Below are 24,974 nucleotides of genomic sequence, written 5' to 3' on the forward strand. Positions count from 1 at the left end.
GCCTCTTGTTGTATCTAATGCTCGCTATATATAATCATGTGCTTGTCCGACGAGCGTAGTACAGATGGATTAAAAGAGTATTCTAAGCCTCTTCTCACCAAAAAATATTGATAGCCGACGTTGTGTCGGCTGCTGCTCGGTCGTTCTTCTCCACCCGCATTTGTTGGTCTATATTTTCTGACTATACTATTGACACGAAGAATATTGAGTCCTTATCTTTCCTACGCCCAATCACATCATAATTGTCTCTAACCACATGTAAATGGCACAATTAATACTTATCTTCGAATGAAAGAAGGACTCTTTTAACTAACCAAATTTGCATGTTCGCGAGAACCGTTACACTTATTTCCATCCTGCTTTTCTGGGGAACGGTTTGGGCACAACCTAATAAGTACCAGTTTTCGCAATTGCATATCTCCTCAGGTCTTTCACATAATCAGATCAACAGTATCGCCCAAGATAGTCAAGGTTTCATGTGGTTTGGCACATTGTCTGGCCTGAACAGATACGACGGGTACAAGTTTAAGGTATTCAAACATATAGCAAACGACTCAACTACCATCAACGATGATAATATTCTGAACATACAATCAGGACCTCACGATAAACTGTGGGTAAATACACGAGAGGGTTATGTTATATACGATCCTCAAATGGAAACGTTTGAAAGAAAGCCGCAAAAGTATCTGGATTCCAAAGGTATAAAAGGCTCGTTGACGGACATTCGAGGTAATGGGAAGGGCCTTTTTTATGTTATCACTTCAACTGGTTTGTACAAGTTTGACGAGAGTAACACTAAATCAGCGCTAATAGCCAAAACCGGTTTATCTCCGATTACCTCTGTTGCCATAGCCAGCAGCGGCTGCGTCTGGACAGTAGATGCTTCGGGGAAAGTCGAACGTTATATCTCCGGAACGCATTCCAAAGTTTACAGCAAGCGTATCACCGAACCAGCTAACTATAAAATTTTCATAGATCGGGATGATGATGTATGGATCTATTCAGCAGATAAGCCGAAAGGTGTTTATCTGATAAACTACAAAGATGAATCTATAAAGCACTATTCAACTGTTAGTTATCCCAGTCTAAACACCAACAATATTTACAGTGTCAGTCAAGATGAGAAAGGCATAATATGGCTAGGAACAGACCATGGCGGTATTAATCTTCTAGATAAGAAGAGAAATTCTTTGAGTTTCCTTGTCAATCGAGAAGCTGATGAAAAAAGTGTGGCTCAAAACAGTACGCCTGTGATCTACAGGGATGATACCGGTATTATGTGGGTGGGCACGTTTAAGAAGGGACTGAGTTATTACCATGAAAGCATAATCAAGTTTGCTCATTACCGGCATAGGCCGGAAGAAGTTAACAGCCTCCCTTATGATGATGTGAACCGTTTTGTCGAAGACAAGCACGGCAACTTGTGGATAGGAACCAACGGTGGCGGACTAATATATTTTGACAGAAGGAAAAATACGTTTAAAAGATACAAACATCGTCCGGGTGATAATAATACTCTCAGTAATAACGTGGTGGTTAGTTTATGGATTGATCATGATGAAAAGCTCTGGATAGGTACCTACTTTGGCGGACTTGACTGCTTTGACGGCAAGAAATTCAGTAATTACAGGCACAGCGAGACCGACGCTTCCAGCCTTTCAGATGACCGTGTTTGGGAAATAATGGAAGACTCGCAGCGTAATCTCTGGGTGGGTACTTTACATGGAGGCCTCGATTTGTTTGACCGGAAAACTAAAACATTTAAACACTTTCGTTCTGGTAAACAGAATTCAGTAAGGTCTGATTATATCAATGCGTTGCTGGAAGATAGGGCAGGCAACATCTGGGTTGGAACTGATGCAGGAGTAGATATCCTGCAGAAAAAGGCAGGTCGTTTTAAGCATTATTCTGTATCCCAACAACGGAGCGCCGGGCTGAGCAATACTAATGTACTCTCTCTGATCGAAGATAGCAGAGGCCTAATATGGATAGGAACGCAAGAAGGCGTAAACCTGTATGATCCGTCAAATGGCAGGTTTCACGTTTTAAAGGTCGACAATGGGTTGCCCGACAATACAATACTTACCCTTCTTGAGGATAGAAGCGGACATATTTGGCTGGGCACGACTAAAGGTATTTCTGAACTTACATTAATAAAAAGAGATGGCGACTTCGATATTCGTTTTAAAAATTACGATGATCTTGATGGCTTGCAAGGCATGGAATTTAACGAGAATGCTGCACTTAGAACGAGCCGTGGAGAGCTCATCTTTGGTGGGGCAAACGGTTTCAATCTATTTAATCCGCAGATTATCAAAGAAAATACAAAATATCCCGTAGTGGTTTTTACTGATTTTCAGCTGTTTAATGCTAGTGTAAGGCCCGGCCAGCTGATTGAACGTAATACTATATTAGACAGATCAATAACACTAACTCATGATATTCGGCTAAATTATGACCAGAGCTTCTTCTCCATAGAATTTGCGGCGCTTAATTTTGCGAACGCAGCGAAGAACAAATATGCTTACATGCTTGAAGGTTTCAACGACAGGTGGTTTACCACCGATAGTAAGGATCGCAAAGCTACTTTTACCAACCTCGATCCGGGAGAGTACACATTTAAGGTTAGAGCTGCTAATGAAAATGGATTATGGAGTCGTGAAGGAGCTTACCTGAAAATAAAGATTCTACCGCCCTTTTGGAAAACTACCCCTGCATATATCCTATACGTTTTGGCCACTGCAGGATTTTTGTACTACCTCAGACAGCGGGGTATACGGAAGTTAAAAGCGCAATTCGCACTGGAGCAGGAGCGCAAGTCGGCCCAACAGATGCACGAACTGGACATGGTGAAAATCAAGTTTTTCACCAATGTAAGCCATGAATTTCGTACGCCATTGGCATTGATCCTGGCACCTTTAGATAAGCTTCTTAAGGAGAATCGGGAGGAGAATGCTAAGATACATCTAACACATATCCAGCGAAATGCCCGCCGTCTCCTCCATCTCGTAAATCAGCTGATGGACTTTAGAAAGATGGAAGTTAAAGAGTTGAAGTTACAGCCTCTGGAAGACGATATCATCAGGTTTGCGTATGAAAGCTTTCAGTCGTTTACAGATCTGGCAGAGAAGAAGAATATTAGGTATATTTTCCGGTCAAACCTGAGTTCATTTGTAACAAACTTCGATCACGACAAGCTGGAGCGTATTTTTTTCAACCTTTTGTCTAATGCTTTCAAGTTCACTTCTGAAGGCGGGCAAATAAGCATGGCCGTGAACTGCGAGCCGGTGGAAGATCAGAATTCAAATGTTGAAGTCAAGATTGAGGATACCGGAATTGGAATTGCGGCTGATAAGCAGGAAAAGATCTTCGAGCGGTTCTTTCAAAACGATGTTCCGGGGTCAATGGTCAATCAGGGAAGCGGTATCGGCCTTTCTATAACAAAAGAGTTCGTTCATCTACATAATGGAAACATATATGTAGAGAGTGAACCTGGCAAGGGCAGCTGTTTCATTGTGAAACTCCCGCTGGTGGCTACTTCCGTCAACAGCAATGAACATTTCTATATTGAACCGGTCATAGTGCCAAAGTTGGTATCGCATCTGGAAAATCACCAGGAGGAACTGAAGTTGAATCGGAAAAAGCCCACAATTTTATTGATTGAAGATAACGATGACTTCCGTTTTTACCTGAAAGACAACCTTAAGCAGTTTTATAACGTTTTAGAGTCGTCAAACGGCAGGACTGGTTGGAATAAGGCTTTGGCAATGCATCCGGACTTGATCGTGTCGGATGTCAGCATGCCGGAGTTGAATGGACTCGACCTATGTGCTAAACTGAGGGGTGATAACCGCACCAGCCATATTCCGATTATTCTGTTGACAGCTCTAATGGGAGAAGAGCAGGTTCTACGGGGAATTGAAACAGGTGCTAATGACTACATGACTAAACCGTTCAATTTTGAAATTCTATTGTCGAAGATTAAGAACCTGCTCATCCGGCAGGAGTCTATGCGGAAAACCTATCAGAAGCAAGTCGAAGTAAAGCCAAGTGAAATAGACGTACAGTCCGCTGACGAACGTTTTATTCAGCAAGCCTTGCGAATCATTGAAAAGAACATTTCCAATTCTGATTTTTCTGTTGAGGAATTTGCCAAAGACATGTTCATGAGCAGGGTTGCGCTGTACAAAAAGCTTTTACAACTCACAAGGCAAACTCCCATTGAGTTTATCCGGAGTATGCGTCTTAAAAGAGCGGCCAGGCTGCTTGAGAAGTCACAGCTTAGCGTGGCTGAAATTGCCTATGAAGCAGGCTTTAATAATCCGAAGACTTTCGCCAAGTACTTCAGGGCAGAGTTCGGCGTACTTCCCTCATCTTATCTCAAAGCTCACGGCGTTTCGAGCAGTTCGACGGAAGTCGAGGAGGCAGGCAAATAGCCGTTTTTTCGCAATGCCACGGCCCGTTAACATTATTGTACCCAAATATTAACATTTCCATACCCTGTTCGAGAAGAGCATCGTATAGCTTTACCTCTCAATGTTAACCAGTTTAAACCCTAACCAATTGCTATGCACAGGAATATCTTCGTCGCTATCTTATTCTGTCTGTCATCTTCTGTATTTGTATCAGGTCAAAATGTTGATGTAAATAAATTACGCGACGGCATCGCCATCACACTGAATGGTAAAACGGCTGTTGTCGGTCAAACCATCACACTCAAAGTTATCTCAGACAATATCATCCGGATAACTTCAGCTCCCTTAGGAGCTCCGGTTGCGAGCAAGAGTCTGATGGTGCCTGATGTGCTGCCTAAAGAAAGTGCAACCTGGGATTTTATCCAGAGTCCGAGTCATATAACTCTTAAAACACGTTTTATGCAGGCCGTTGTCGAGCTACAAAGCGGCAAGGTGAGTTTTGCAGATGCTGCCGGTAAGCCAATCGTAGCCGAGCTGGAAAGGGATGCTTCGACATTTGTTGCAGATTCTCATTCAGGCGATAAGTTTTACAAAATCAGGCAGGGTTTTGAGGTAGGAGACACTGAAGGTTTCTACGGATTGGGTCAGCATCAAAACGGGGTGATGAACTACCGCGGGCATCAAGTTGACTTATTGCAGTATAATACCGACGTGGCCATTCCTTTTGTTGTTTCAACTAACAATTATGGAATACTGTGGGATAATTATTCCATCACCAAAGTAGGCGACATCCGTAGGTTTCGACCGTTGACAGGCTTGAAATTGTATTCAAAATCCGGAGAGGTTGGTTGGTTAACAGCTACGTATTCGGATCTGAAAAATAGCCGTGAGGCGATAGTTCGCGCTGAGTCGGATATTGACTATTCGTATTTACAAGACCTGAAAAATTTCCCCGACAGCTTTAAGCTCATCAACGGGAAGGTGCGCTGGGAGGGTGCTATCGAATCTCCCTATTCAGGTGTGCATAGCTTTTTATTCAAATATGCCGGTTATATCAAAATATGGATAGACGGGAAACTGCAAGCCGACAGATGGCGTCAGCCTTGGAACGCCGGGGCGATCGAGTTGCAGATTTCTCTGCAGGAGAAGCGTAAATATCCAATGGTAATTGAATGGATACCTGACGGCGGAGAATCATACCTGTCGCTCAAATGGCAAAGTCCCATCTCTGAGAAAGAGAAGAATCACTTCTCTTTCTCATCAGAGGCTGGAGATCACATTGACTACTACGTTGTGGCAGGAAAAGATCTGGATGAAGTAATCGCAGGCTACCGCTTACTTACAGGTAGGGCATCTATTGTACCCAAGTGGGCTATGGGGTTCTGGCAAAGCCGTGAGCGATATAAGACGCAAGAGGAGATTCTGAATACTGTTAAGACGTTTCGCGATAAGAAGATTCCTTTAGATAATATTGTGCTGGACTGGTCTTACTGGAAGGAGGATCAATGGGGAAGTCAGGAGTTTGATGAGCGGCGTTTTCCTTCGGCTGAGAAGATGATCTCTGATCTGCACAACAAGTACAATGCCAGGCTCATGATCTCTGTATGGCCGAAATTTTACCAAGGTACCGATGCGTATAACGATTTCGCAAAGAAAGGATGGCTATATACACGTAACGTTGAAGACGGAAGGAGGGACTGGATAGGAAAGGGTTATAAATCAACTTTCTATGATCCTTTCAATCCGGAAGCGAGGGTGGGCTTTTGGAACCTTCTTAACGATAAGTTATACAAGAAAGGTATTGACGCCTGGTGGCTTGACGCTACCGAACCGGATATTCATTCTAACCTGTCTGTAGAAACGCGGAAGACCATCTTTACGCCCTCTCTTGGTTCAGGCGCACGATACTTCAATGCTTTCCCGTTGCTAAATGCGAAAGGCATCTATGAGGGTCAGCGTAAGGAAAATCCTGAAGACAGAGTTTTCATCCTCACTCGTTCCGCCTATGGTGGCACGCAGCGTTACGCTACCGTTACCTGGAGCGGCGATATCTCATCCCGCTGGCACGATATGCGAGACCAGATCTCAGCAGGTGTCAACTTCTCTATGTCGGGACTGCCATACTGGACTATGGATATTGGCGGCTTTTCCGTTGAGCGCCGTTTTGAGAATGCAAAAGGAGAAGATTTGAACGAGTGGCGTGAGATGAATGCGCGCTGGTATCAGTTTGGTGCCTTTACCCCGATTTTCCGGGTGCATGGGCAGTTCCCGTTCAGAGAGATCTATAACATTGCGCCTGAGGGGCATCCTGCCTATAACAGTATGTTATATTATAATAGGTTGCGTTACCGGCTTATGCCTTACATCTATTCTCTGGCAGGCCATGCATACCATCAGCATTATACCATGATGCGTGGTTTAGTGATGGATTTCTCTCAGGACGATGCGGTTAAAAATATCGACAATCAGTATATGTTTGGTCCTTCATTACTGATCAACCCGGTATCTGAATATAAGGCGAAGAGCAGAGAAGTATACTTGCCGAAAGGGAATGGATGGTACGATCTATACTCAGGAAATTATCTGAAGGGCGGGCAAAGGATCGTGGCAGACGCCCCTTATGAGAGAATGCCTCTTTTTGTAAAAGAAGGTTCTATTCTGCCTTTTGGTCCGGAGCTTCAATATGCCTCTGAAAAACCTGCTGATCCTATCAGGCTGTATGTATATACTGGAAGAGATGCTTCTTTCACTCTTTATGAGGATGAAGGAACAAATTACAATTACGAGAAGAATGCTTTTTCCAATATTCCTATTACCTATAATGAAAAAGACAAAACGCTTACCATTGGACAACGCGAGGGTAGCTTCAAAGGAATGCTTCAGCACCGGACGTTTGAAGTTTTCGTGGTGACTCCCCGTGCTAAACGCAGTTTGTCTTTTGATTCAGCACCAAAACAAAAGCTAAGCTATAACGGACAAAAAGTGAGCGTAAGGATTTGAACGAATTAACTACTAACCTATAGAATCGCGATGGAACCAACAATTACAAAAAAAGAAAGGAAAGTTCTCTTATGGGCTTTCATATCCTTAATGCTGTGCAGCATCCAGGGATATGCGCAGCTCCGTCCCATTACCGGCAAAGTGACCGGCGTATCAGACGGGCAAGCTGTGCCGTCAGCAGCGGTAAAAGTGAAGGGTAAACAAGGAGGTACAAGCACTAATTTACAAGGTACATTTAGTATTAGTGCCAGCACTGGCGATGTGCTGGAAATCACCTCAGTTGGTTACCAGCGTAAAGAAGTGCGGGTAGGTATAGGCAATGTCATCAATGTGCAATTGGACGATGATGTTAAGGCCCTCGAAGAAGTGGTTGTTGTGGGTTACGGTGTTCAGAAAAAGAAGCTGGTGACAGGAGCAACAGCTCAGGTAAGAGGAGAGGATCTTCAGAAGCAGAGCACCACGAATGCCTTACAGGCTTTGCAGGGGCAGGCTCCCGGGATTCAGATTGCGTCTACGTCTGGACAGCCTGGCGAGAGCATGAGGGTCATCATCAGGGGGGTTGGCACAATCGGCAACTCCGGTCCGCTGTACATAGTCGACGGAGTGCAGACACCAAATATCAATTACCTGAACCCCTCAGACATTGAGTCGATCGACGTATTGAAGGATGCTGCCTCAGCTGCTATTTACGGATCGCAGGCGGCTAACGGCGTTGTGTTGGTGACAACCAGAAGTGGTAAAAGGGGGCAATCAGCGTCTGTCACTATTGATTCTTATACCGGCTTGCAGGACGTTGCACGTAAGGCTAAAATGTTAAACTCACAACAATATGCTTCGATTATGAACGAAGCAGCTGTCAATGCAGGAAAGGTCCCTCGTTTCAGCCCTCAACAGATCGCTGAAATGGGCACAGGTACTAATTGGATAGATGAAATGTTTGTGAATGATGCGATAACCCAGAACTATGTTGTTGGCGCTCAGGGTGGTGGCGAGTCGTCGACTTTCTCAACGTCTTTATCTTACACCGGCCAGGAGGGCATTGTAGGAGGTAAGGACCTATCTAATTATGACCGCTACAATTTTCGGATAAATTCAGAGCATAATCTCTATAATGATATACTGAAAGTGGGTCAGCATCTGACATTTAATTACATTACCAGCAACGGTATTGGCGTTGGCAACCAATATAGCAACTCACTAAGAGGGGCGTTCAATACCAGCCCGTTTGTGCCGATGTATGATGAAGCTGGTAACTTTTTTAACAACAAAAATTCGACTTGGTATAATGGGGAGTCTAACCCTTATGCTGCGATGGTGTACGGGAATCAGAACGACAGAAATAATCAGCGGTTGATCGGCGATCTGTATCTTGAAGTAGAGCCGGTCAAAAATCTGAAGTTCCGTACGAGCCTCGGTATCGACTATTTTGCAGAAGAGAGCCGGTCTTTTACTCCTGTTTACGAGCTATCTATCTATTCTTTCAGTGATTTGACGCGAGTAGACCAATCCATGGGAAAAGGAAAGACCCTGCTGTTTGACAATTTACTAAGCTATAATTTCCATGTAAACACAGATCACCATATTGAGTTGCTTGCCGGATCTTCAACTTTTCATTCTGATCGTTCGGTTATTTGGGGTGTAAATACAGATCTTATCTTCAATGACCTCCAACATGCATGGTTGTCTAACGCGCTGAATACCAATGGGGCGACGATCTCTGTTGGAGGCGGGCCAACCAACCGTCCGGGTAATCAGGGCCCGACAGTGTTCGAAGAAAAGCGACTTTCGTACTTCGGACGGCTGAATTATAATTACAAGGAAAAATACCTTCTGAATATGACTTTCCGTGCAGACGGGTCATCGAAATTCTCCAAAGAGAACCGATGGGGCTATTTTCCGTCTGTATCAGCCGGTTGGGTGTTGACTAATGAATCTTTCCTGGCTCCCGCAAAAAACTGGCTGAGTTTCCTGAAGTTGAGAGCAAGCTGGGGGCAGGTGGGTAATCAAAACATTATCGCTTTCCAATACCTTGCACCAGTTATGTTTTCCAATACAAATTACAGTTTCGGCAATACGGAGGGAGAGCTTACTCCAGGGGCCTATCCGAGCAGACTTGGTAACCCCGATCTGAAATGGGAGACATCTGAACAGTTTAATCTGGGATTCGACTCCCGCCTGCTTGCAGACAAGATTAATCTGACGTTCGACTGGTATAATAAGACGACTAAAGACTGGTTGATTGCCGCTCCAATCCTGGCAACAGCAGGTGCAGACGCGCCTTACATCAATGGCGGTAATGTAGAAAATAGAGGTATAGAACTTGGTGTCTCGTATGACGGTGCTGCAGGTGACTTCAGGTATACCATCGGAGTAAACGGAGCATACAACAAGAATAAAGTTACGCAAATTCCGACCTCTGATGGTATTATTCATGGTGCTACCAACCAGCTTTTTGATAATTCAGGAGAGTTTTACCGTGCCCAGACGGGGTTTCCGATAGGCTACTTCTGGGCCCTGACCACAGCCGGGATATTCCAGTCTGAAGAAGACGTAAACGCTCACCGTTCAACAGGAAATCAGCTCATTCAGCCATCGGCTCAGCCTGGTGACGTACGTTACGTGGATGCTAATGACGACGGGGTTATCAATGACCTCGACCGTGGTATGATCGGGAATCCAAATCCTGACTACACTTACGGAATCAACTTGTCTGTCAGCCATAAAGCCTTCGACTTCTCAGTCCTCGCCTCTGGCGTAATGGGTAACGAAATCGTACAGTCTTACCGTAACCAGGCTAATCAATATGCTAATTATACTACGTCAATTTTAGGTCGCTGGCATGGCCCGGGCTCATCGAACACCATGCCAAGGGTTACAGAGAATTCGAGTAACTGGATCAATTTCTCGGATCTGTATGTACACAAGGGCGACTATCTGCGCATTAACAACATTACGTTGGGTTATGATTTCGGAAAAGTGATTAAGAAAGGTTATTTACGTCAGGTAAGAATCTACGCATCAGCCCAGAACCTCTACACCTTCACTAAGTACACCGGCATGGATCCTGAGATCGGATATGGAATTGACAATGGAGAGAGGGACAGATTTTCGTCTGGTATAGACCTCGGTTATTACCCCCGTCCAAGAACCTTCCTTGTAGGTGCTAACATTCGTTTCTAACCATAAACCTGAAAAAAATGAAAACATTAAAGATATATGTGCTTGCTTTGGCTCTTTTATCGGTGGAAGGTTGTAAAAACTTCCTTGATGTCGAACCGATCACATCAGTAACTGAAACCAATTACTATAAAACTCCCCAGGATGCATATAAAGCTTTAGTAGGGTGCTACGATGGGTTGCAATCTGTGTGGGGAGAAGGAATGAGCTTTCCGGTTGCTTCTGAAATCATGTCTGATAATTGCTTCGGCGGCGGGGGAGCTTCAGACAGTTACAATTATCAGATGATTGATGAGTTTGACAAGCTGCGTTCACCTTCCGATCAGAATAATTTCGGTCCTAACTGGACTGCATATTATAAGGCTATCTATCGTTGTAACGTATTGATCAGTAAGATGGATCAAATAGAATGGGGATCAGACGCGACACTAAGGAGCACCTATGAGTCAGAGGCTCGGTTCTTAAGAGCTTACCTGTACTTTGATTTGGTGAGGCTTTTCGGCAATATTCCACTTCTAACGACTCCTTCGGCCGAGAATCTGTCGCAATCTGCGCCCGACGAGGTATATAAGGTAATAGCGACCGATCTGAGGTTTGCCGCCGAGAATCTGCCTGCTACAGCTTATAGCTCACAACCAATTGCTACTCATGGAAGGGTAACCAAGTTTGCTGCCGAGGCATTGTTGGGTCGGGTGTTTCTTTATTATACAGGCTATTATGCAAAACCTGACCTCGTTGGCGTTGTTGGCAAAGCAGAAGCTCTAGCCTATCTGGAGAATGTCATTTCGGCTGGTGGATATAGTCTCGTGAGCAACTTTGCTAATCTCTGGCCTTCTTCTCTTGCCGCTTATGAAGGCGAAGACAATAAGGAGACTGTGTTTGCTATTAAATACACCTATACCAGCGATTACGATGGAAATACAGATGGAAACCATTGGATGGTGATGTTTGGAATGCGTGAGCAGTTTGTGTTTCCATATGGAAACGGATGGGGTTTTGGTACGGTAAATCCGAAGCTCTATAATGCTTATACCGCTAACGATACCCGCAGGGCACCTTCCATAATCGCAATAGCTGCTGAGAACGTTGGGTTTACTAATCAAAGTAAGCAAAGAGAATATTCCGGATTCTACGTCGAGAAATATTCGCCCTTAGTAGACGAAGCTGGTAATAGTGTTGCGGTAAGCAGAGGAGCAGTTAACTTCATGATCGGTCAATTTCAGGATTATGTTTCTATACGTTATTCAGACGTCTTACTGATGGCTGCTGAGCTGGGAAGTGCAAACGGGCAGGATTATTTTGACGATGTGCGAAGGCGTGCATATCAGGATGCGTTTACTCCGCTCGCTGTTACACAGGATAACATTATGAAAGAACGCAGACTGGAGTTTGCTTTCGAGGGAATCCGGTATTGGGATCTTCTGCGCCGCGGAGTTAGTGTCGCGGCACAGGAGATTGCAGAAAACACAACCTTGTTAAGTGCGGGTCTAAGTGCTCCAAAGATAATAACTGCCTCCAAGATTGTGGAAACCGGAGGGTTGCAGCAAATCCCCTACACTCAGATTACGTTGTCTGATGGTGTTTTAAAACAGAACCCAGGTTGGTAAGTGAAAAACAGGATGGATATAAAAAATATAGATATGATACGCTTCAGTAAAATATTCGTTGTTCTCTTCTTGCCGCTCGTCGTCATGATCTCATGCCAGAAGGAGAGTTATAACCTGGAACCGACAATTGATAAGTCGAACGTGAAATTTACAGTGGTTCAGGATCTGGCGGCGGATCCCGGAGGTAATACGGTAGTCCTTACAAATGAGACCCAAGGCGTTCTGCCAATATGGGATTACGGTACCGGACGATCTACTAGAATGAGAGACACCGTTAGGTTTGCATTCAAAGGCAATTATATGGTCAAGTTCTCGGTGCTTTCTGGTGGAAGTGAGGTTAAACTTGATTCTGTTCCCCTGGTGGTTTCTGCCGATAACCTGAGTTATGTGCAAGACAAGGAGTGGATTGACCTGACTGGCGGACCTGGAAATGAGAAAGTCTGGTTATTGGATACAGAGGGTAAAATGGGGGCAGGGCCGATTACGTTCCTTAACCCGGCTAATTTCAGCGAGGTGTGGTGGTGGCCCGCACCAGCGGACGTTTATCCTGGTGTTATGGAGCAGGGAGATTATGGGTCGATGACTTTCAGTCTTAAGGGAGGACCTTTCTTCAGGAATGAAAAGCTGATAGAAGGAGGATTGAAAGAAAATGGAACTTTCTCTCTGAGTATTGCAACAAAAACGCTTACGCTGAATGGCGCAACTATCCTGCGTTCATACAAGCCTTCGAAAAACGGGATTACAGGTGTGAGCAACTGGTCGAAATACGAGATAATCGAGATAAGTGAAAATAGTCTTCGCCTGGGCGTGTTGCGTGATAAGGACGTTGACGGAGAGGGCCCTGCTATGTTGGTCTACAACTTCATCTCGAAAGAATATTCAGATAACTGGGTTCCCGTAGAAACCGGTCCCGATGAAGGCTTTAACCCGACTTTCAAACGGGGAGAATTACTAAATATGCTGGCGGGCAGCAGTGCTTCCGGACGAATGTGGCTCCTGGACGGTAGCGGGAATGCTGTTGACTGGATCGGAAAGGGTAAGGGTTGGACGAAGTCATCAAATGATTCAAGAGACTGGGGCTGGAACAACTCTTGGGATGCTGTAGCCAGTAGTTCCTGGATTTTATTTGATCGTCTCGGCGGCCAAAATTATACCCGTAATCAGAACGGTATTTACACCACAGGGCAGTTCACCATTAATGAAGAAACGAACGAAGTGACTTTAATTGGTAACACGTTGATTCAGAATCCTGAAAGCTGGATGAACCCGACCCAAAATGTGTTTAAGGTAGTTAAGGCATACCCAGGTAAGGAGGCCAATAAGGGCATATGGTTCGGTACTTCTTATACTGCAGAAAAAGATGAGTGGTTTGCTTTTCATTATGTGTTAGGTTCAAAATAATTGGTTTAGTTGGTTTGTAAAGATCCCTGTTCGATGCAGGGGTCTTTTTTATTTTTTCCATCCGATATGTTCAGATTGCTATTGTTACTGCTTTTTTCTATTCCTCATTTTCTGCGTGCTGAAGATAATCCGCGGCAGGTTGTTGACTTTACTAAATCCTGGAAGTTTCATCTGGGAGATGTTCCCGGTGCTGACAAAACCGCGTTTAAGGATGACGACTGGCGATCCTTGAATTTACCGCATGACTGGAGCATTGAAGGAGATTTTAGCAAAGATCATCCCGCTACACCGGGTGGCGGTGCTCTGCCGGGAGGAATCGGCTGGTATCGCAAAAGTTTTGAGGTTTCTGCATCAGATAAAGGACGTTTGATATACCTGGACTTCGACGGGGTGTATCACAATAGTGAAGTCTGGATTAACGGGCATTATCTGGGGAAACGCCCTAACGGGTATATTTCGTTCAGGTATGAATTGTCGGGATATCTGAGGTTAGGAAAGAAGAATGTGATATCAGTAAAAGTCGATAATTCCAGGCAACCTAATTCCAGATGGTATTCTGGATCAGGGATCTACAGAAAGGTTTCATTGATAAAGGTTGATGCTTTGCATATACCTCAATACGGCACCTTTGTGACTACTCCAGAAGTTCTTAAGGAACGGGCAATTGTATCGATGGAAACAACCGTTCTGAATGCTTCCAATGAAAAAACTTCAATAAGACTGAATACGGTTATCGAGAATGGCGAGGGCAAAAAGGTTGCATCTGTTTGGCATACTCAAGCTGCAGAGTCCGGGAAATCTGTGCTCTTTAATCAGCAAACGGAACTTTTAGATCCGCAGTTATGGTCGGTTGAGAAACCAGTGCTTTATAAAGCTGTGAGCTATGTATACATCGGTAAGAAGTTAACAGATAGATATGAAACGAAGTTTGGCATCCGGTCCTTTAAATTTGACAGTAAAAAAGGCTTTATATTGAATGGTGTACCGCTTAAAATCCAGGGAGTATGCAATCATCATGATCTTGGCGCACTCGGGTCGGCATTTAACTGGCGCGCTGCTGAAAGGCAGTTGGAGATTCTTAAGGAAATGGGATGTAACGGCCTGCGTACAGCGCATAATCCTCCTGCTCCGGAGCTTCTCGAGCTTTGTGATAAGATGGGGTTCATCGTGATGGATGAGACCTTCGACGTGTGGAAGAAGCAAAAGAATCCGTTTGATTATCATCTGAATTGGGACCAATGGCATCGCAGGGACCTGGAGGATATTATCCGACGTGACAGGAACCATCCCAGCGTTTTTATATGGAGCGTTGGGAATGAAATTCCGGAGCAATGGGGGGACGAGCTGAAAGGTGACACTACAGGACGGTTGATTGCGCGACAGCTGGTGGCAATCGTCAGGAGCCTGGACACTACCCGTGTCATTACAACGGCTAATAATGAGGTAAATACTTATAACAATCTAGTTAAATCCGGAGCCTTCGACTTGGTCGGTTATAACTATAATCATCGGCTTTGGGAGAAATTTCATGAGCACTGGCCGGGGAAGAAGTTGATTGTCACGGAAAGTACTTCGGCACTACAAACGAGAGGGCATTATGACCCGGTCCCCTTTGATTCTATTCGACGGTGGCCGGAGGCATGGGATAAGCCTATCAAAGGTGGAGGCAATTCTGACTTCACCGTCTCTGCATATGACCATGTGAGTACTCCGTGGGGCTCTACGCACGAGGAAAGCTTAAAAGCACTTCATGACCATCCGCATGTTTCAGGTATGTACGTATGGACAGGGTTCGACTATTTAGGTGAACCTACACCATATCCTTGGCCAGCCAGGAGCTCTTATTTTGGAATAATAGATCTCGCAGGTTTCCCCAAGGATGTATATTGGCTTTATAAGAGCGTGTGGACGGATAAGCCTGTACTTCATCTTTATCCACACTGGAGCTGGAAAGCAGGGGATACGATTGATGTCGTGGCGTACTATAGTCAGGCTGATGAGGTCGAGCTCTTTCTGAACGGAGAGTCGCTTGGCTTGAAACATAAAATAGGTGGTGATATGCATGTGAAGTGGCGTGTTCCCTTCAAGAGTGGGCATTTGCATGCTGTTTCCCGTAGGCAAGGGGTTGACGTTTTGACAAAGAATCTGCACACAGCCGGGAGGCCTGCTAAGATTGAGCTGACTGCTGACAGGAGTAACATTTCGGCAGATGGAAAGGATCTTTCTTTCGTTACGATGAAGGTGCTTGATGATAAGGGGCATATAGTCCCATCTGCGGACAATCTGGTACAATTTAAGGTGTCAGGAAAGGGCTTTCTGAATGCAGCGGATAATGGCAGCCCAACTAGTCACGAGCGGTTTAAAGCTGACAATCGGAAAGCGTTCAACGGGCTAGCTCTCGCTATCGTTCAATCATCTGGATCAAAAGGCGACATAAGGATTGAGGCTTCATCCTCAGGTCTGCAGACGGCGGAGCTTGTGATAAAGGCGAAGTAGTGAGTGCATGGATCTGGCCCGGGAATAAAAAGGTATGATTATTATTGAATTTCTAATATCTTGCCGTTTTAATTAACTGATCGATAAGCTACCGTTATGAAAGGATTTTGTTCTGTTTTGTTTTTGTTGTTAACCTATTCGGCTCTCGCCCAGAACGCAAACGTTTATATGTTTTCTTATTTTAAAGGCAATGGCGAAGATGGCTTACATCTCGCTTACTCCAGAAATGGTTATAAATGGGAGGCACTGAAAGACGACAAGTCATTTCTGACACCCCAGGTCGGAAAAGATAAACTGATGCGCGATCCGTGTATTATAAGAGGCGGAGATGGGAAGTTTCACATGGTTTGGACGGTTAGTTGGACAGATAAGGGTATTGGTTACGCCAATTCGGAAGATCTCGTCAACTGGTCTGAACAGAAGTTTATTCCCGTGATGCAGCATGAAGAAGGTGCCAGGAATACTTGGGCACCTGAAATTACCTACGACAGCAGGTCAAAGACATATATGATCTACTGGGCAACCACAATAACTGGACGGTTTCCGGAAACTCAGGTGGCTACAGATGATAGCTATAATCACCGTATGTATTATGCTACTACCAGCGATTTCGAGACTTTCAGCGACACGAAACTGCTCTATGATCCTGGATTCAATGTCATAGATGCGTCTATAGTTCAAGATGGCAACAGGTGGGTCATGTTTCTTAAAGATGAGACTCGCGAGCCGGCACAAAAGAATTTAAAAATGGCTTTTGCCAAAAGTCTCACAGGCCCTTATACAAGGGCAGGTGAGCCGATCACCGGCAATTACTGGGCAGAAGGCCCTACAGTACTTAGACAGGGCAAACAGTGGCTCCTTTTTTTCGATAAATACAGAGATCACAAGTATGGGGCTATCTCTTCGAAAGATTTGAAGGTTTGGAAGGACGTGTCAGATAGGATCAGTATGCCGGAAGGAATCCGTCATGGAACAATCTTTACGATAACAGAAGCGGAATTTGCCAGGATTAAGTAGTAGTCCGTCATCCGACATTCTGTCAAAAAAAACAATAAAGCTCTGATAATCGGGCGTAGACATAAATAATAAATAATTACGGATTAATTAGAGAAATATTCCTACTTTGAGGCGCAGAAATTTATGGTGTTTATTGGACACTTACTAGCAACCACACTTAAGGAATTGTCACAGATCAGTATTGAAAGGAATCATGATCTTAAAGGGCACAATGAGGGAATATTGTAAATAATTAAACAGATATATAAACCAGATGAATACGCTTGACACGAAGGATTACATTGTTTTTCTTATCTATTTTGTGATAGTAGCAGGTTATGGACTGTGGATCTATAATCGTAAAAAAGCCGCCAGCATGGGCTCAAAGGACTACTTCCTCGCAGAAGGATCTTTAACCTGGTGGGCAATTGGCGCCTCACTTATTGCCTCAAATATTTCTGCCGAGCAATTCGTGGGCATGAGCGGCTCTGGTTTCCAGATCGGATTAGCCATTTCTGCGTACGAGTGGATGGCTGCATTGACGCTGATCATCGTCGCCGTCTTTTTCATTCCGGTTTACTTGAAAAATAAAATTTTCACTATGCCGCAGTTCCTCCATCAGCGATACAATGGAACGGTAGCAATGGTTATGGCCATTTTCTGGCTATTGCTGTACGTGGTAGTAAACTTAACGTCAATCCTTTACTTGGGGGCTATCGCAGTGAGTGCAATCTCGGGTATCAGTCTGACAGTCTGTATGTATTTCCTGGCCTTCTTTGCGATCATTATCACTTTGGGAGGTATGAAAGTTATCGGTTATACAGACGTTATTCAGGTATTCTTCCTCATTTTAGGAGGTTTGGCTACTACTTATCTGGCACTTAACCTTGTTGCCGAACACTACGGCAGTTCTGGCGTCCTAAGTGGGTTTAGTCATATGATGGATAAGGCTCCTGAACACTTCGAAATGATTCTGGAGCAGGAGAACGAAAACTTCCTGGATCTTCCCGGTCTTACCGTATTACTTGGCGGTCTCTGGATTGTGAACCTGAATTATTGGGGATGTAACCAGTATATTGTTCAACGTGCTTTAGGTGCGGATCTTAAAACTGCCCGTGAGGGTATTTTATTTGCTGCATTCCTGAAATTACTTATGCCTGTTATCGTGGTTCTTCCTGGTATTGCAGCATATATCCTGTATAAAGAAGGTTCAGGAACATTCCCTACAGATATGACAATGAACGGTGAACTTAATCAGGACAGGGCTTATCCTGTGTTATTGAATTTACTTCCTCCAGGTCTTAAGGGTTTATCTTTTGCGGCCTTGACGGCTGCTGTTGTGGCATCGCTTGCGGGTAAGGCTAATAGTATTGCCACTATCTTCACGCTGGATATCTATCAAAAAGTATTCAATACCAAGGCGAGTGAGAAAAGATTGGTTAACGTTGGCAAGCTAAGTGTTATTGTTTCCATGATTCTTGGTGTTGTCATCGCACCTCACCTGGGGATCGATAAAAAAGGTGGTTTCCAATATATCCAGGAATATACAGGGTTTGTTTCCCCTGGTATCTTCGCCATGTTTATTCTAGGCTTTTTCTGGAAAAAAGCTACTTCCAGCGCTGCTTTATTTGCAACGGTTGGTGGTTTCTTATTCTCATTGGTGTTCAAGTTTATGCCTGAATGGGTTGATCTGAGCTTCCTGATTCCTTACGGATTCGCAGTTAAGAGTGCTGTTTCAGGTCTAGTAGAGATTCCTTTCTTAGATAGAATGGGATTCGTATTTGTAATCTGTATGGTAGGTATGTACCTCATCAGTATGTATGAAAGCAGAAATGGTGTTAAACCGGTTTCTCTTGAAGTAGACACCAAAATGTTCAGGTGCCACCCGGCGTTTATTGCAGGATCAGTCCTGGTAATTGGAATTCTTACAGCACTTTATACCATCTTCTGGTAAGTAGTGCTCAATACAAATTAAAAAAGAAGGCTATCTTGTTTAAACGAGATAGCCTTCTTTTTTAATCTCCCAAAGACGGAATCTGCGCGCAGAGAGATGAGAACGCTCAGATTAAAATAAAGCATGGGTGCTTCTTTACTACGTAGCCACCAGAAAATATTTTGATGTTGAGATAGGCAACATAAAAAAGCCGGGCCTTTTAAAGGCCCGGCTTTTTTATTTAATTTCTTTGAAAGATTACATTTCAATCATAGCTTTTATAACGCCGTTTTTGGGGTCTAACCAAGACTCAAACTGATCTTTGACTTCGTCAAACTTAACGCGGTGAGTAATGTAAGTAGCAGGGTTTACTAATCCCTCTTTCATGGATCGTATAACATGTTCAAAATCTTCACGGTGAGCATTTCTACTGCTCATTAAGGTTCCTTCACGTTTATGGAACTCAGGATGACTCACAATTAGTTCGCCCTTTTGCAGCCCCACCAATACATACCGCGCTCCGTGAGCCATATACATGAACCCGTTATTTATCGCTCGCTGGCTGCCGGTAGCATCAATTACTACAGTAGGATAGTCTCCATTTGTGATTTCTTTAAGCCTGGCATCAACATCATCGGTCATAGGATTGATAGTATAACCAACTCCCAGTTTCTCTTTGCAGAAGGATAGCCTGTTGTCGTTGATGTCCATCGATATTACTTTGCCGCCTGCAATCCGTGCAAACTCCATGATGCCCAGACCAATTGGTCCGGCTCCGATCACCAGTACAAATTCTCCTGGTTTTACATCTGCTCTGCTCACGCCATGTGCACCAATCGCCAGAGGTTCTACAAGAGCAAGTTCATCGTCACTAAGACCCTCCCCGTGAATAAGAGAGTAAGATGGGACCGACAGGTATTCGGCCATTCCACCGTCTATATGTACACCGCAAACTTTGATGCTGGTGCAACAGTTACCTTTGCCCGAGCGACATGCAATGCACTTACCACAATTAAAGTAAGGTATGAAAGTCACCTTCTCCCCAGGAGTGAACCCTTCAGCGTTATCGCCTTCAATGAACTCGGCAGCAAGCTCATGCCCTAAAACCCTCGGATATTCAAAAAATGGTTGTGAACCTTCAAATGCATGCAGATCAGTTCCACAGATTCCAATACGCTTAATCTTGAGAATAGAGTAATTCTCGCGTTGTGCAGGATATTCACCTTCCTGGTAGCTAAAGCTCCCAGGAGTCGTACAAACTAGTTTTTTCATTAACAAATATTGAGCAGCAAATCTAAAATAAATTAATCTATACCGTAAAAGCGGGCAGCATTACCACCCCAAAATAGTGCTCGCTGCTCTTCCGAAAACTGCGACAAATAGCCCTCGACTATTTCAGTCGCCGCAGAGTAGCCACCGGCTACATTGCAAACCGGCCAATCGGAACCAAACATAAGCCGTTCAATTCCAAAAGATTCAAATATGACATCGAGATAAGGGTAGAAGTCCTCATTCTTCCAGCTCGTCCAGTTTGCTTCGGTAACCATCCCTGAAACTTTACAGTAAACGTTAGCATTCTTTGCTAACGCTTTTATGCCCGGTATCCAGTCATTAATAGCCTGGTTCCTGATGTCTGGCTTGGCTATATGGTCTAGTACGAAGCTTTGCTCCGGAAAAGTAGAGCATAGCTCAGAGGCATAAAACAGTTGATCTCTGAAAATTAAAAGATCATAAGTATAACCAAACTGCTTCAAAAACCCTATACCCCGCTTAAATGCAGGTTCCAGCATCAATGCTCGATTACTTTCCCCCTGCAAAACGTGACGGTAGCCCCGCATAATTTTATACTGGCTATAGAATTGCAAGGTCTCCTCAATATTTTCCGCCTGAAGGTCAACCCATCCAACAACACCTTTGATGAAAGGGTGCATGGACGCGAGTTCTATGAGGAAAGCATTATCCGCTTCGGATTGATCGGATTGCACTGCAATACAGCCATTAATGGATTGCTTATCAAGCTCAAGCTGGAGATCTTCCGGGAGGAAGTCCCGTTGAATGACACGCATGTCATCACCAATCCATGCATCGCGCACCGGATCAAAACGCCAGAAATGCTGATGTGAATCTAATTTTAACATATCTATCTAGTTTCAGTTGATATTCTATGCCCTTTTATACCAAAATAAAGAATGAAAAGGAAGCATAGTATAGGTACGATATACGCGACTTGGATACTTCCTGTCTGGTCGGAAATATAACCCATGATTGTTGGGATGATAGCACCACCAATAATGGCCATCACGAGGAACGACGACGCTATCTTAGTCTCTTCACCTAACCCCTTGATACCCAATGCGAATATCGTGGGGAACATAATAGACATGAAGAAAGGCACCACAGCCAGCGCATAAAGAGCTACACTACCCTCAAAAGCCACTGAAACGATCAGAAGCAATATACTAATCACCGAATAAAGGCTCAATAACTTAGCCGCTTTGATATACCGCATCAGGAAAGTCCCAACGAAACGGCCAACCATAAAGCCCACCATGGCAATTGATCCCCATATAAATGCCGCGTCCTTTTCGTTAACATCTGCAACAAATTTGGCGTACCTTATAAAAAAGCTACCAATCCCAACCTGAGCACCTACATATAATAACTGAGCGAATACTGCCCACGAGAGATGCTTATGGCGCAATACTTTTACCGAGAAGCTTGATGGAGCGCCATGAAGTTCACTGTCATCTGCTTTCACTTCAGGCAGTTTAACAGCGAGGAACAGGAGGATCAGCAAAGCTACCACTCCTGCGATGATTAGGTAAGGTATTTTTACACTATCCGCCTCGTACTGAAGATATTGGTTCAGCTGAGTGGCAGTCATTGCACTGAGTTCCTCTGGGGTGTGTTCAATGCCTGATAAGATCACCTGACCGCCCACGATAGGTGCTAAAAATGCGCCTACGCCATTGAACGACTGAGCGAAGTTGAGTCGCTGCTCAGACGTGTCTTTATCTCCAAGAACGGAAATGTACGGGTTTGCAACAGTTTCCAGGAACGTAGCACCACTCGCAATAATAAAGAATGCAGTAAGGAAGAAAACGTAATCTCGGGATGAAGCTGCGGGAATAACCAGCAAAGCACCGATCACATATAATACTAATCCCGTAATGATACCTTTCTTATAACCGAACTTATGCATGAACAGTCCCGCCGGAATTGCGATGACAAAGTATGCAACGGCTACAGCAACATCAATATAAGATGACTGCGTGTCATTTAATTGGAGTGCTTTCCGCAAATGAGGAATTAATATGGGATTTATGTTGTGCAACAGAGCCCATAAAAAGAATAAGGAAGTGACAAGGATAATTGGAATAAGGTATTGATTTCTCTTAGCCATTTAACAATAATTGAATTTATAAGAAAGTTTGTGGCCCCAAATGTATGCAATAAACTGACTAAAATTCTTCACCTGGTGAATCAATTTGCTGTTCTTCTTGTTTCCTCTTCCTTAGCTGATTGTCCGAATTGCCAAAGCGGTAGCTAAAAGTCAGCGTGCTCATCCTGCCCATCATCCGCCTTCTGAATTCCCGGTTGAATTCCGCAGTCTCTGTGATGCCGCCCCATTTCCGGCTATTGAAGATATCCCTCATGTTGAACGACAGACTACCCTTTTTCTTCAACACGTCTAGCTTCAACGCTGCGTCCGTGCCGAATATCTCTCTTCCCCGTCCCTGAGCCATTACTCGCCTGGCCATATATTCCATGTTCACTTGCGCCGACAAGCTAGGCAAGATCTGCGCGTTGGCCATTAGTTTTGCGTTCCAGTTGAAGCCATCGTTACCAGCAATGTTAAACTCTTCGCTGCCTGAAAAGTTGTTGTAGAAAAAGTTTAGATTCCCGGTGACATTGAAGCCCTTAAAAAGGTCAGCTTTAGATATCAGTTCCAGCCCCGTAGCGCGATTTCTCGCCAGGTTCGCAAATTGAGTTAGGGTAGTTGTACTGTCTACACGCTGCTGTATTCCCTGAACAACGTCATTTACCTGTCTGAAGTAAAGAGAGGAAGTGAACGTTACCGCTTTCCAATATTTCATGTGACTAAATTCAAAGGAATGGATGTCCTCTGGCTTCAGATTGGGATTACCTACGCGAATATTGTTCGGATCTGCGATATCCCTGAATGGGTTGATCTGCCATCCTCTCGGGCGGTTAACTCGACGAGTGTAACTTAACTGGAGTTGGTTGTCGTTCTCTAGCTTTTGCGTTAAGAAAACACTGGGATATATACGGAAGTAATCCAGCTTCCCTTCAGCCATAACCGGTTCAAGAGATGTAGGATCCGAACTTCTGTAAACGGTGTTCAGATTAGCCTGCTCAGCCCGTAACCCGAACTGAAAGCCAAACTTCTCTGTGATCTGGTTTTGATAGTTTCCATATAGGGCATGTACCTGATCTTCCATGTCGAAGTCGTTGGTCAGAAAGTAATCACGCTCAAAGCTCTGTGTCAGGCGGTTAAACCTGTCAGAAACCTGAGACTCTGCATTCTTTCGCAAGCTGCCCCGGTAGCCAGCTTCCAGTTTCTGATTACTATTGAAAGGTAATATATAGTCAATCTGAAAATTGTAGTTGTCCCGGCTCTCCGCATTTGCAGTGGTTCTGCGATCCAGCGTATCCCTCATGATTCCGCCGAAGGTATAAAAGTCCTGATTGAAAAACTGATTCTCATCCTCGGTGCTTCGCCCATAGGATAGGTTAGCCGACAGCTCTTCGCCCTGACGTGTAAACTTTCTAATAAAATCGAGGCTAAGATCGTAACCTTTGTCTTTTTCCGTTTCATCCGCACTTCTTAAACTTGTGCCATCGAGATCGTTTGAATAATTCTGATAGAGGTAATTAATGTCCTCGGTGTCATCTCCGGAACGATAATTTACATTTCCAGAAATACCAATAGTGGTCTTGTCATTTATATAATAATCCAGGCCAAGCTTTGCCGTATTGCCTTCATTATGACGGTTAGATAAAGTCGTGTTATTCAAAATGCTATTGTTGTCCAGGAAAAAAGTATTGTTAAAACCCGAACCTTCTCTGTTTGAATAGCGATAGCTATGATTACCGTAAAGGTTGATCTTGCCATCACGGTAGCTGAGATTGGTATTTACATTGTAGTTATCAAGGGTTCCTGCAGAAACGGAAAAGCCACCATTGAAACCTACTCGCTGATTCTTCTTCAGGATAATGTTTATAATTCCGGTTTGCCCTTCAGCATCATATTTAGAGGACGGATTGGTGATCAGTTCAACTGTTTCGATTGAGCTCGCTGGTAGTGATTGCAGGAGGCTGGCAATATCTCCGCCTCCGATGGCAGAAGGGCGGCCATCAATGAGGATGCGCACATTGCTCGTTCCACGAAGACTGACATTGCCGTCAATGTCAACAGATAGGGTGGGGACATTTTCGAGAATATCAGTTGCTGATCCTCCGGCACTGACCAGGTTCTGCTCAACGCTGAATACCTTGCGATCAACACCAAGCTGTATGGTGCTTTTCTTTGCCTCAACCACCACTTCTTTCAGCACGCTGGCTTTACCCATTGCCAGTTTTATTGCACCGAGGTTAACTTCCGGTTTCTGCGCAGTCAATGAAATGCCTTCCCGGTCCAGGGGTTGATAGCCCAGGAATGAAACCTTAAGCGTGTACGTTCCCAACGGCAGCGCTCTGAAAGTAAAGCTTCCGTCGGCAGCAGACTGTCCTCCTTTTACCGTCTGTCCGCTTCCCGATTCCACAATGGCAAGTGATGCAAAATCAACCGGCTTGCCGGTAACCGCATCGGTAACTTTCCCACTAATTAATCCATTTGCTCCAGACTGTGCAAAAAGAAGGTTTGCAACAGAGAGTAAAAAAACAACAATACCTAATGATCTCATAAATAGCCTATTCATATCA

Annotated in this window: 12 protein-coding genes; 8 read left to right on the forward strand and 4 right to left on the reverse strand. The window is 44.4% G+C overall.

All coding sequences use genetic code 11. The annotated features are described in order from the left end of the window. Window positions 1-323 precede the first annotated feature (323 nt). The 8 genes from ACKI5J_RS05150 (at window position 324) to ACKI5J_RS05185 (ending at window position 19,049) form a co-directional block, all read left to right on the forward strand. Window positions 324-4,439 (forward strand): two-component regulator propeller domain-containing protein, encoded by a 4,116-nt coding sequence (locus ACKI5J_RS05150; RefSeq protein WP_407427189.1) that lies wholly within the window; start codon window positions 324-326, stop codon window positions 4,437-4,439. Between the two features lie 132 nt (window positions 4,440-4,571). Further along, window positions 4,572-7,418 carry a TIM-barrel domain-containing protein gene (locus ACKI5J_RS05155; RefSeq protein WP_407427191.1) on the forward strand — a complete coding sequence of 949 codons (2,847 nt, stop codon included), beginning with the start codon at window positions 4,572-4,574 and terminating at the stop codon, window positions 7,416-7,418. Between the two features lie 30 nt (window positions 7,419-7,448). Further along, window positions 7,449-10,598, forward strand: coding sequence for a SusC/RagA family TonB-linked outer membrane protein (locus tag ACKI5J_RS05160; RefSeq protein WP_407427193.1), 3,150 nt, complete (start codon window positions 7,449-7,451; stop codon window positions 10,596-10,598). Window positions 10,599-10,615: 17 nt separating this feature from the next. Further along, window positions 10,616-12,202: a RagB/SusD family nutrient uptake outer membrane protein gene (locus ACKI5J_RS05165; RefSeq protein WP_407427195.1), complete on the forward strand. Its 1,587-nt coding sequence runs from the start codon at window positions 10,616-10,618 to the stop codon at window positions 12,200-12,202. Between the two features lie 33 nt (window positions 12,203-12,235). Continuing rightward, window positions 12,236-13,603, forward strand: coding sequence for a hypothetical protein (locus ACKI5J_RS05170; protein ID WP_407427197.1), 1,368 nt, complete (start codon window positions 12,236-12,238; stop codon window positions 13,601-13,603). Between the two features lie 66 nt (window positions 13,604-13,669). After that, window positions 13,670-16,099: a beta-galactosidase GalB gene (gene galB, locus ACKI5J_RS05175; protein WP_407427199.1), complete on the forward strand. Its 2,430-nt coding sequence runs from the start codon at window positions 13,670-13,672 to the stop codon at window positions 16,097-16,099. Window positions 16,100-16,195: 96 nt separating this feature from the next. After that, entirely contained in the window at window positions 16,196-17,116 is a 921-nt protein-coding gene (locus tag ACKI5J_RS05180; protein ID WP_407427201.1) for a glycoside hydrolase family 43 protein, read from the forward strand. A 253-nt stretch (window positions 17,117-17,369) separates the two neighbouring features. Beyond that, window positions 17,370-19,049 carry a sodium/sugar symporter gene (locus tag ACKI5J_RS05185; protein ID WP_407427203.1) on the forward strand — a complete coding sequence of 560 codons (1,680 nt, stop codon included), beginning with the start codon at window positions 17,370-17,372 and terminating at the stop codon, window positions 19,047-19,049. A gap of 237 nt (window positions 19,050-19,286) precedes the next feature. Here ACKI5J_RS05185 and ACKI5J_RS05190 read toward each other — a convergent pair whose 3' ends face one another. The 4 genes from ACKI5J_RS05190 to ACKI5J_RS05205 are packed head-to-tail and all read right to left on the reverse strand — an operon-like array spanning window position 19,287 to window position 24,955. Next, on the reverse strand, window positions 19,287-20,300 hold the full coding sequence (locus ACKI5J_RS05190; RefSeq protein WP_407427205.1) for a zinc-binding alcohol dehydrogenase family protein: 1,014 nt from the start codon (window positions 20,298-20,300) through the stop codon (window positions 19,287-19,289). A gap of 32 nt (window positions 20,301-20,332) precedes the next feature. Continuing rightward, window positions 20,333-21,166 carry an amidohydrolase family protein gene (locus tag ACKI5J_RS05195; RefSeq protein WP_407427207.1) on the reverse strand — a complete coding sequence of 278 codons (834 nt, stop codon included), beginning with the start codon at window positions 21,164-21,166 and terminating at the stop codon, window positions 20,333-20,335. Window positions 21,167-21,168: 2 nt separating this feature from the next. Then, window positions 21,169-22,431, reverse strand: coding sequence for an L-fucose:H+ symporter permease (fucP, locus tag ACKI5J_RS05200; protein ID WP_407427209.1), 1,263 nt, complete (start codon window positions 22,429-22,431; stop codon window positions 21,169-21,171). A 58-nt stretch (window positions 22,432-22,489) separates the two neighbouring features. Further along, the gene (locus ACKI5J_RS05205; protein ID WP_407427211.1) at window positions 22,490-24,955 is read right to left on the reverse strand and encodes a TonB-dependent receptor domain-containing protein; all 2,466 of its coding nucleotides are present in this window, start codon (window positions 24,953-24,955) and stop codon (window positions 22,490-22,492) included. Window positions 24,956-24,974 lie beyond the last annotated feature (19 nt).

This window comes from Arcticibacter sp., assembly GCF_045629565.1.
In the GTDB taxonomy this organism is placed as follows: Bacteria; Bacteroidota; Bacteroidia; order Sphingobacteriales; family Sphingobacteriaceae; genus Arcticibacter.

Bases quoted from the DNA above. Each gene is read 5' to 3' on its own strand.
- ACKI5J_RS05150 (WP_407427189.1), top strand. From the start codon at position 324: ATGTTCGCGAGAACCGTTACACTTATTTCCATCCTGCTTTTCTGGGGA.
- ACKI5J_RS05155 (WP_407427191.1), top strand. From the start codon at position 4,572: ATGCACAGGAATATCTTCGTCGCTATCTTATTCTGTCTGTCATCTTCT.
- ACKI5J_RS05160 (WP_407427193.1), top strand. From the start codon at position 7,449: ATGGAACCAACAATTACAAAAAAAGAAAGGAAAGTTCTCTTATGGGCT.
- ACKI5J_RS05165 (WP_407427195.1), top strand. From the start codon at position 10,616: ATGAAAACATTAAAGATATATGTGCTTGCTTTGGCTCTTTTATCGGTG.
- ACKI5J_RS05170 (WP_407427197.1), top strand. From the start codon at position 12,236: ATGATACGCTTCAGTAAAATATTCGTTGTTCTCTTCTTGCCGCTCGTC.
- galB (WP_407427199.1), top strand. From the start codon at position 13,670: ATGTTCAGATTGCTATTGTTACTGCTTTTTTCTATTCCTCATTTTCTG.
- ACKI5J_RS05180 (WP_407427201.1), top strand. From the start codon at position 16,196: ATGAAAGGATTTTGTTCTGTTTTGTTTTTGTTGTTAACCTATTCGGCT.
- ACKI5J_RS05185 (WP_407427203.1), top strand. From the start codon at position 17,370: ATGAATACGCTTGACACGAAGGATTACATTGTTTTTCTTATCTATTTT.
- ACKI5J_RS05190 (WP_407427205.1), bottom strand. From the start codon at position 20,300: ATGAAAAAACTAGTTTGTACGACTCCTGGGAGCTTTAGCTACCAGGAA.
- ACKI5J_RS05195 (WP_407427207.1), bottom strand. From the start codon at position 21,166: ATGTTAAAATTAGATTCACATCAGCATTTCTGGCGTTTTGATCCGGTG.
- fucP (WP_407427209.1), bottom strand. From the start codon at position 22,431: ATGGCTAAGAGAAATCAATACCTTATTCCAATTATCCTTGTCACTTCC.
- ACKI5J_RS05205 (WP_407427211.1), bottom strand. From the start codon at position 24,955: ATGAGATCATTAGGTATTGTTGTTTTTTTACTCTCTGTTGCAAACCTT.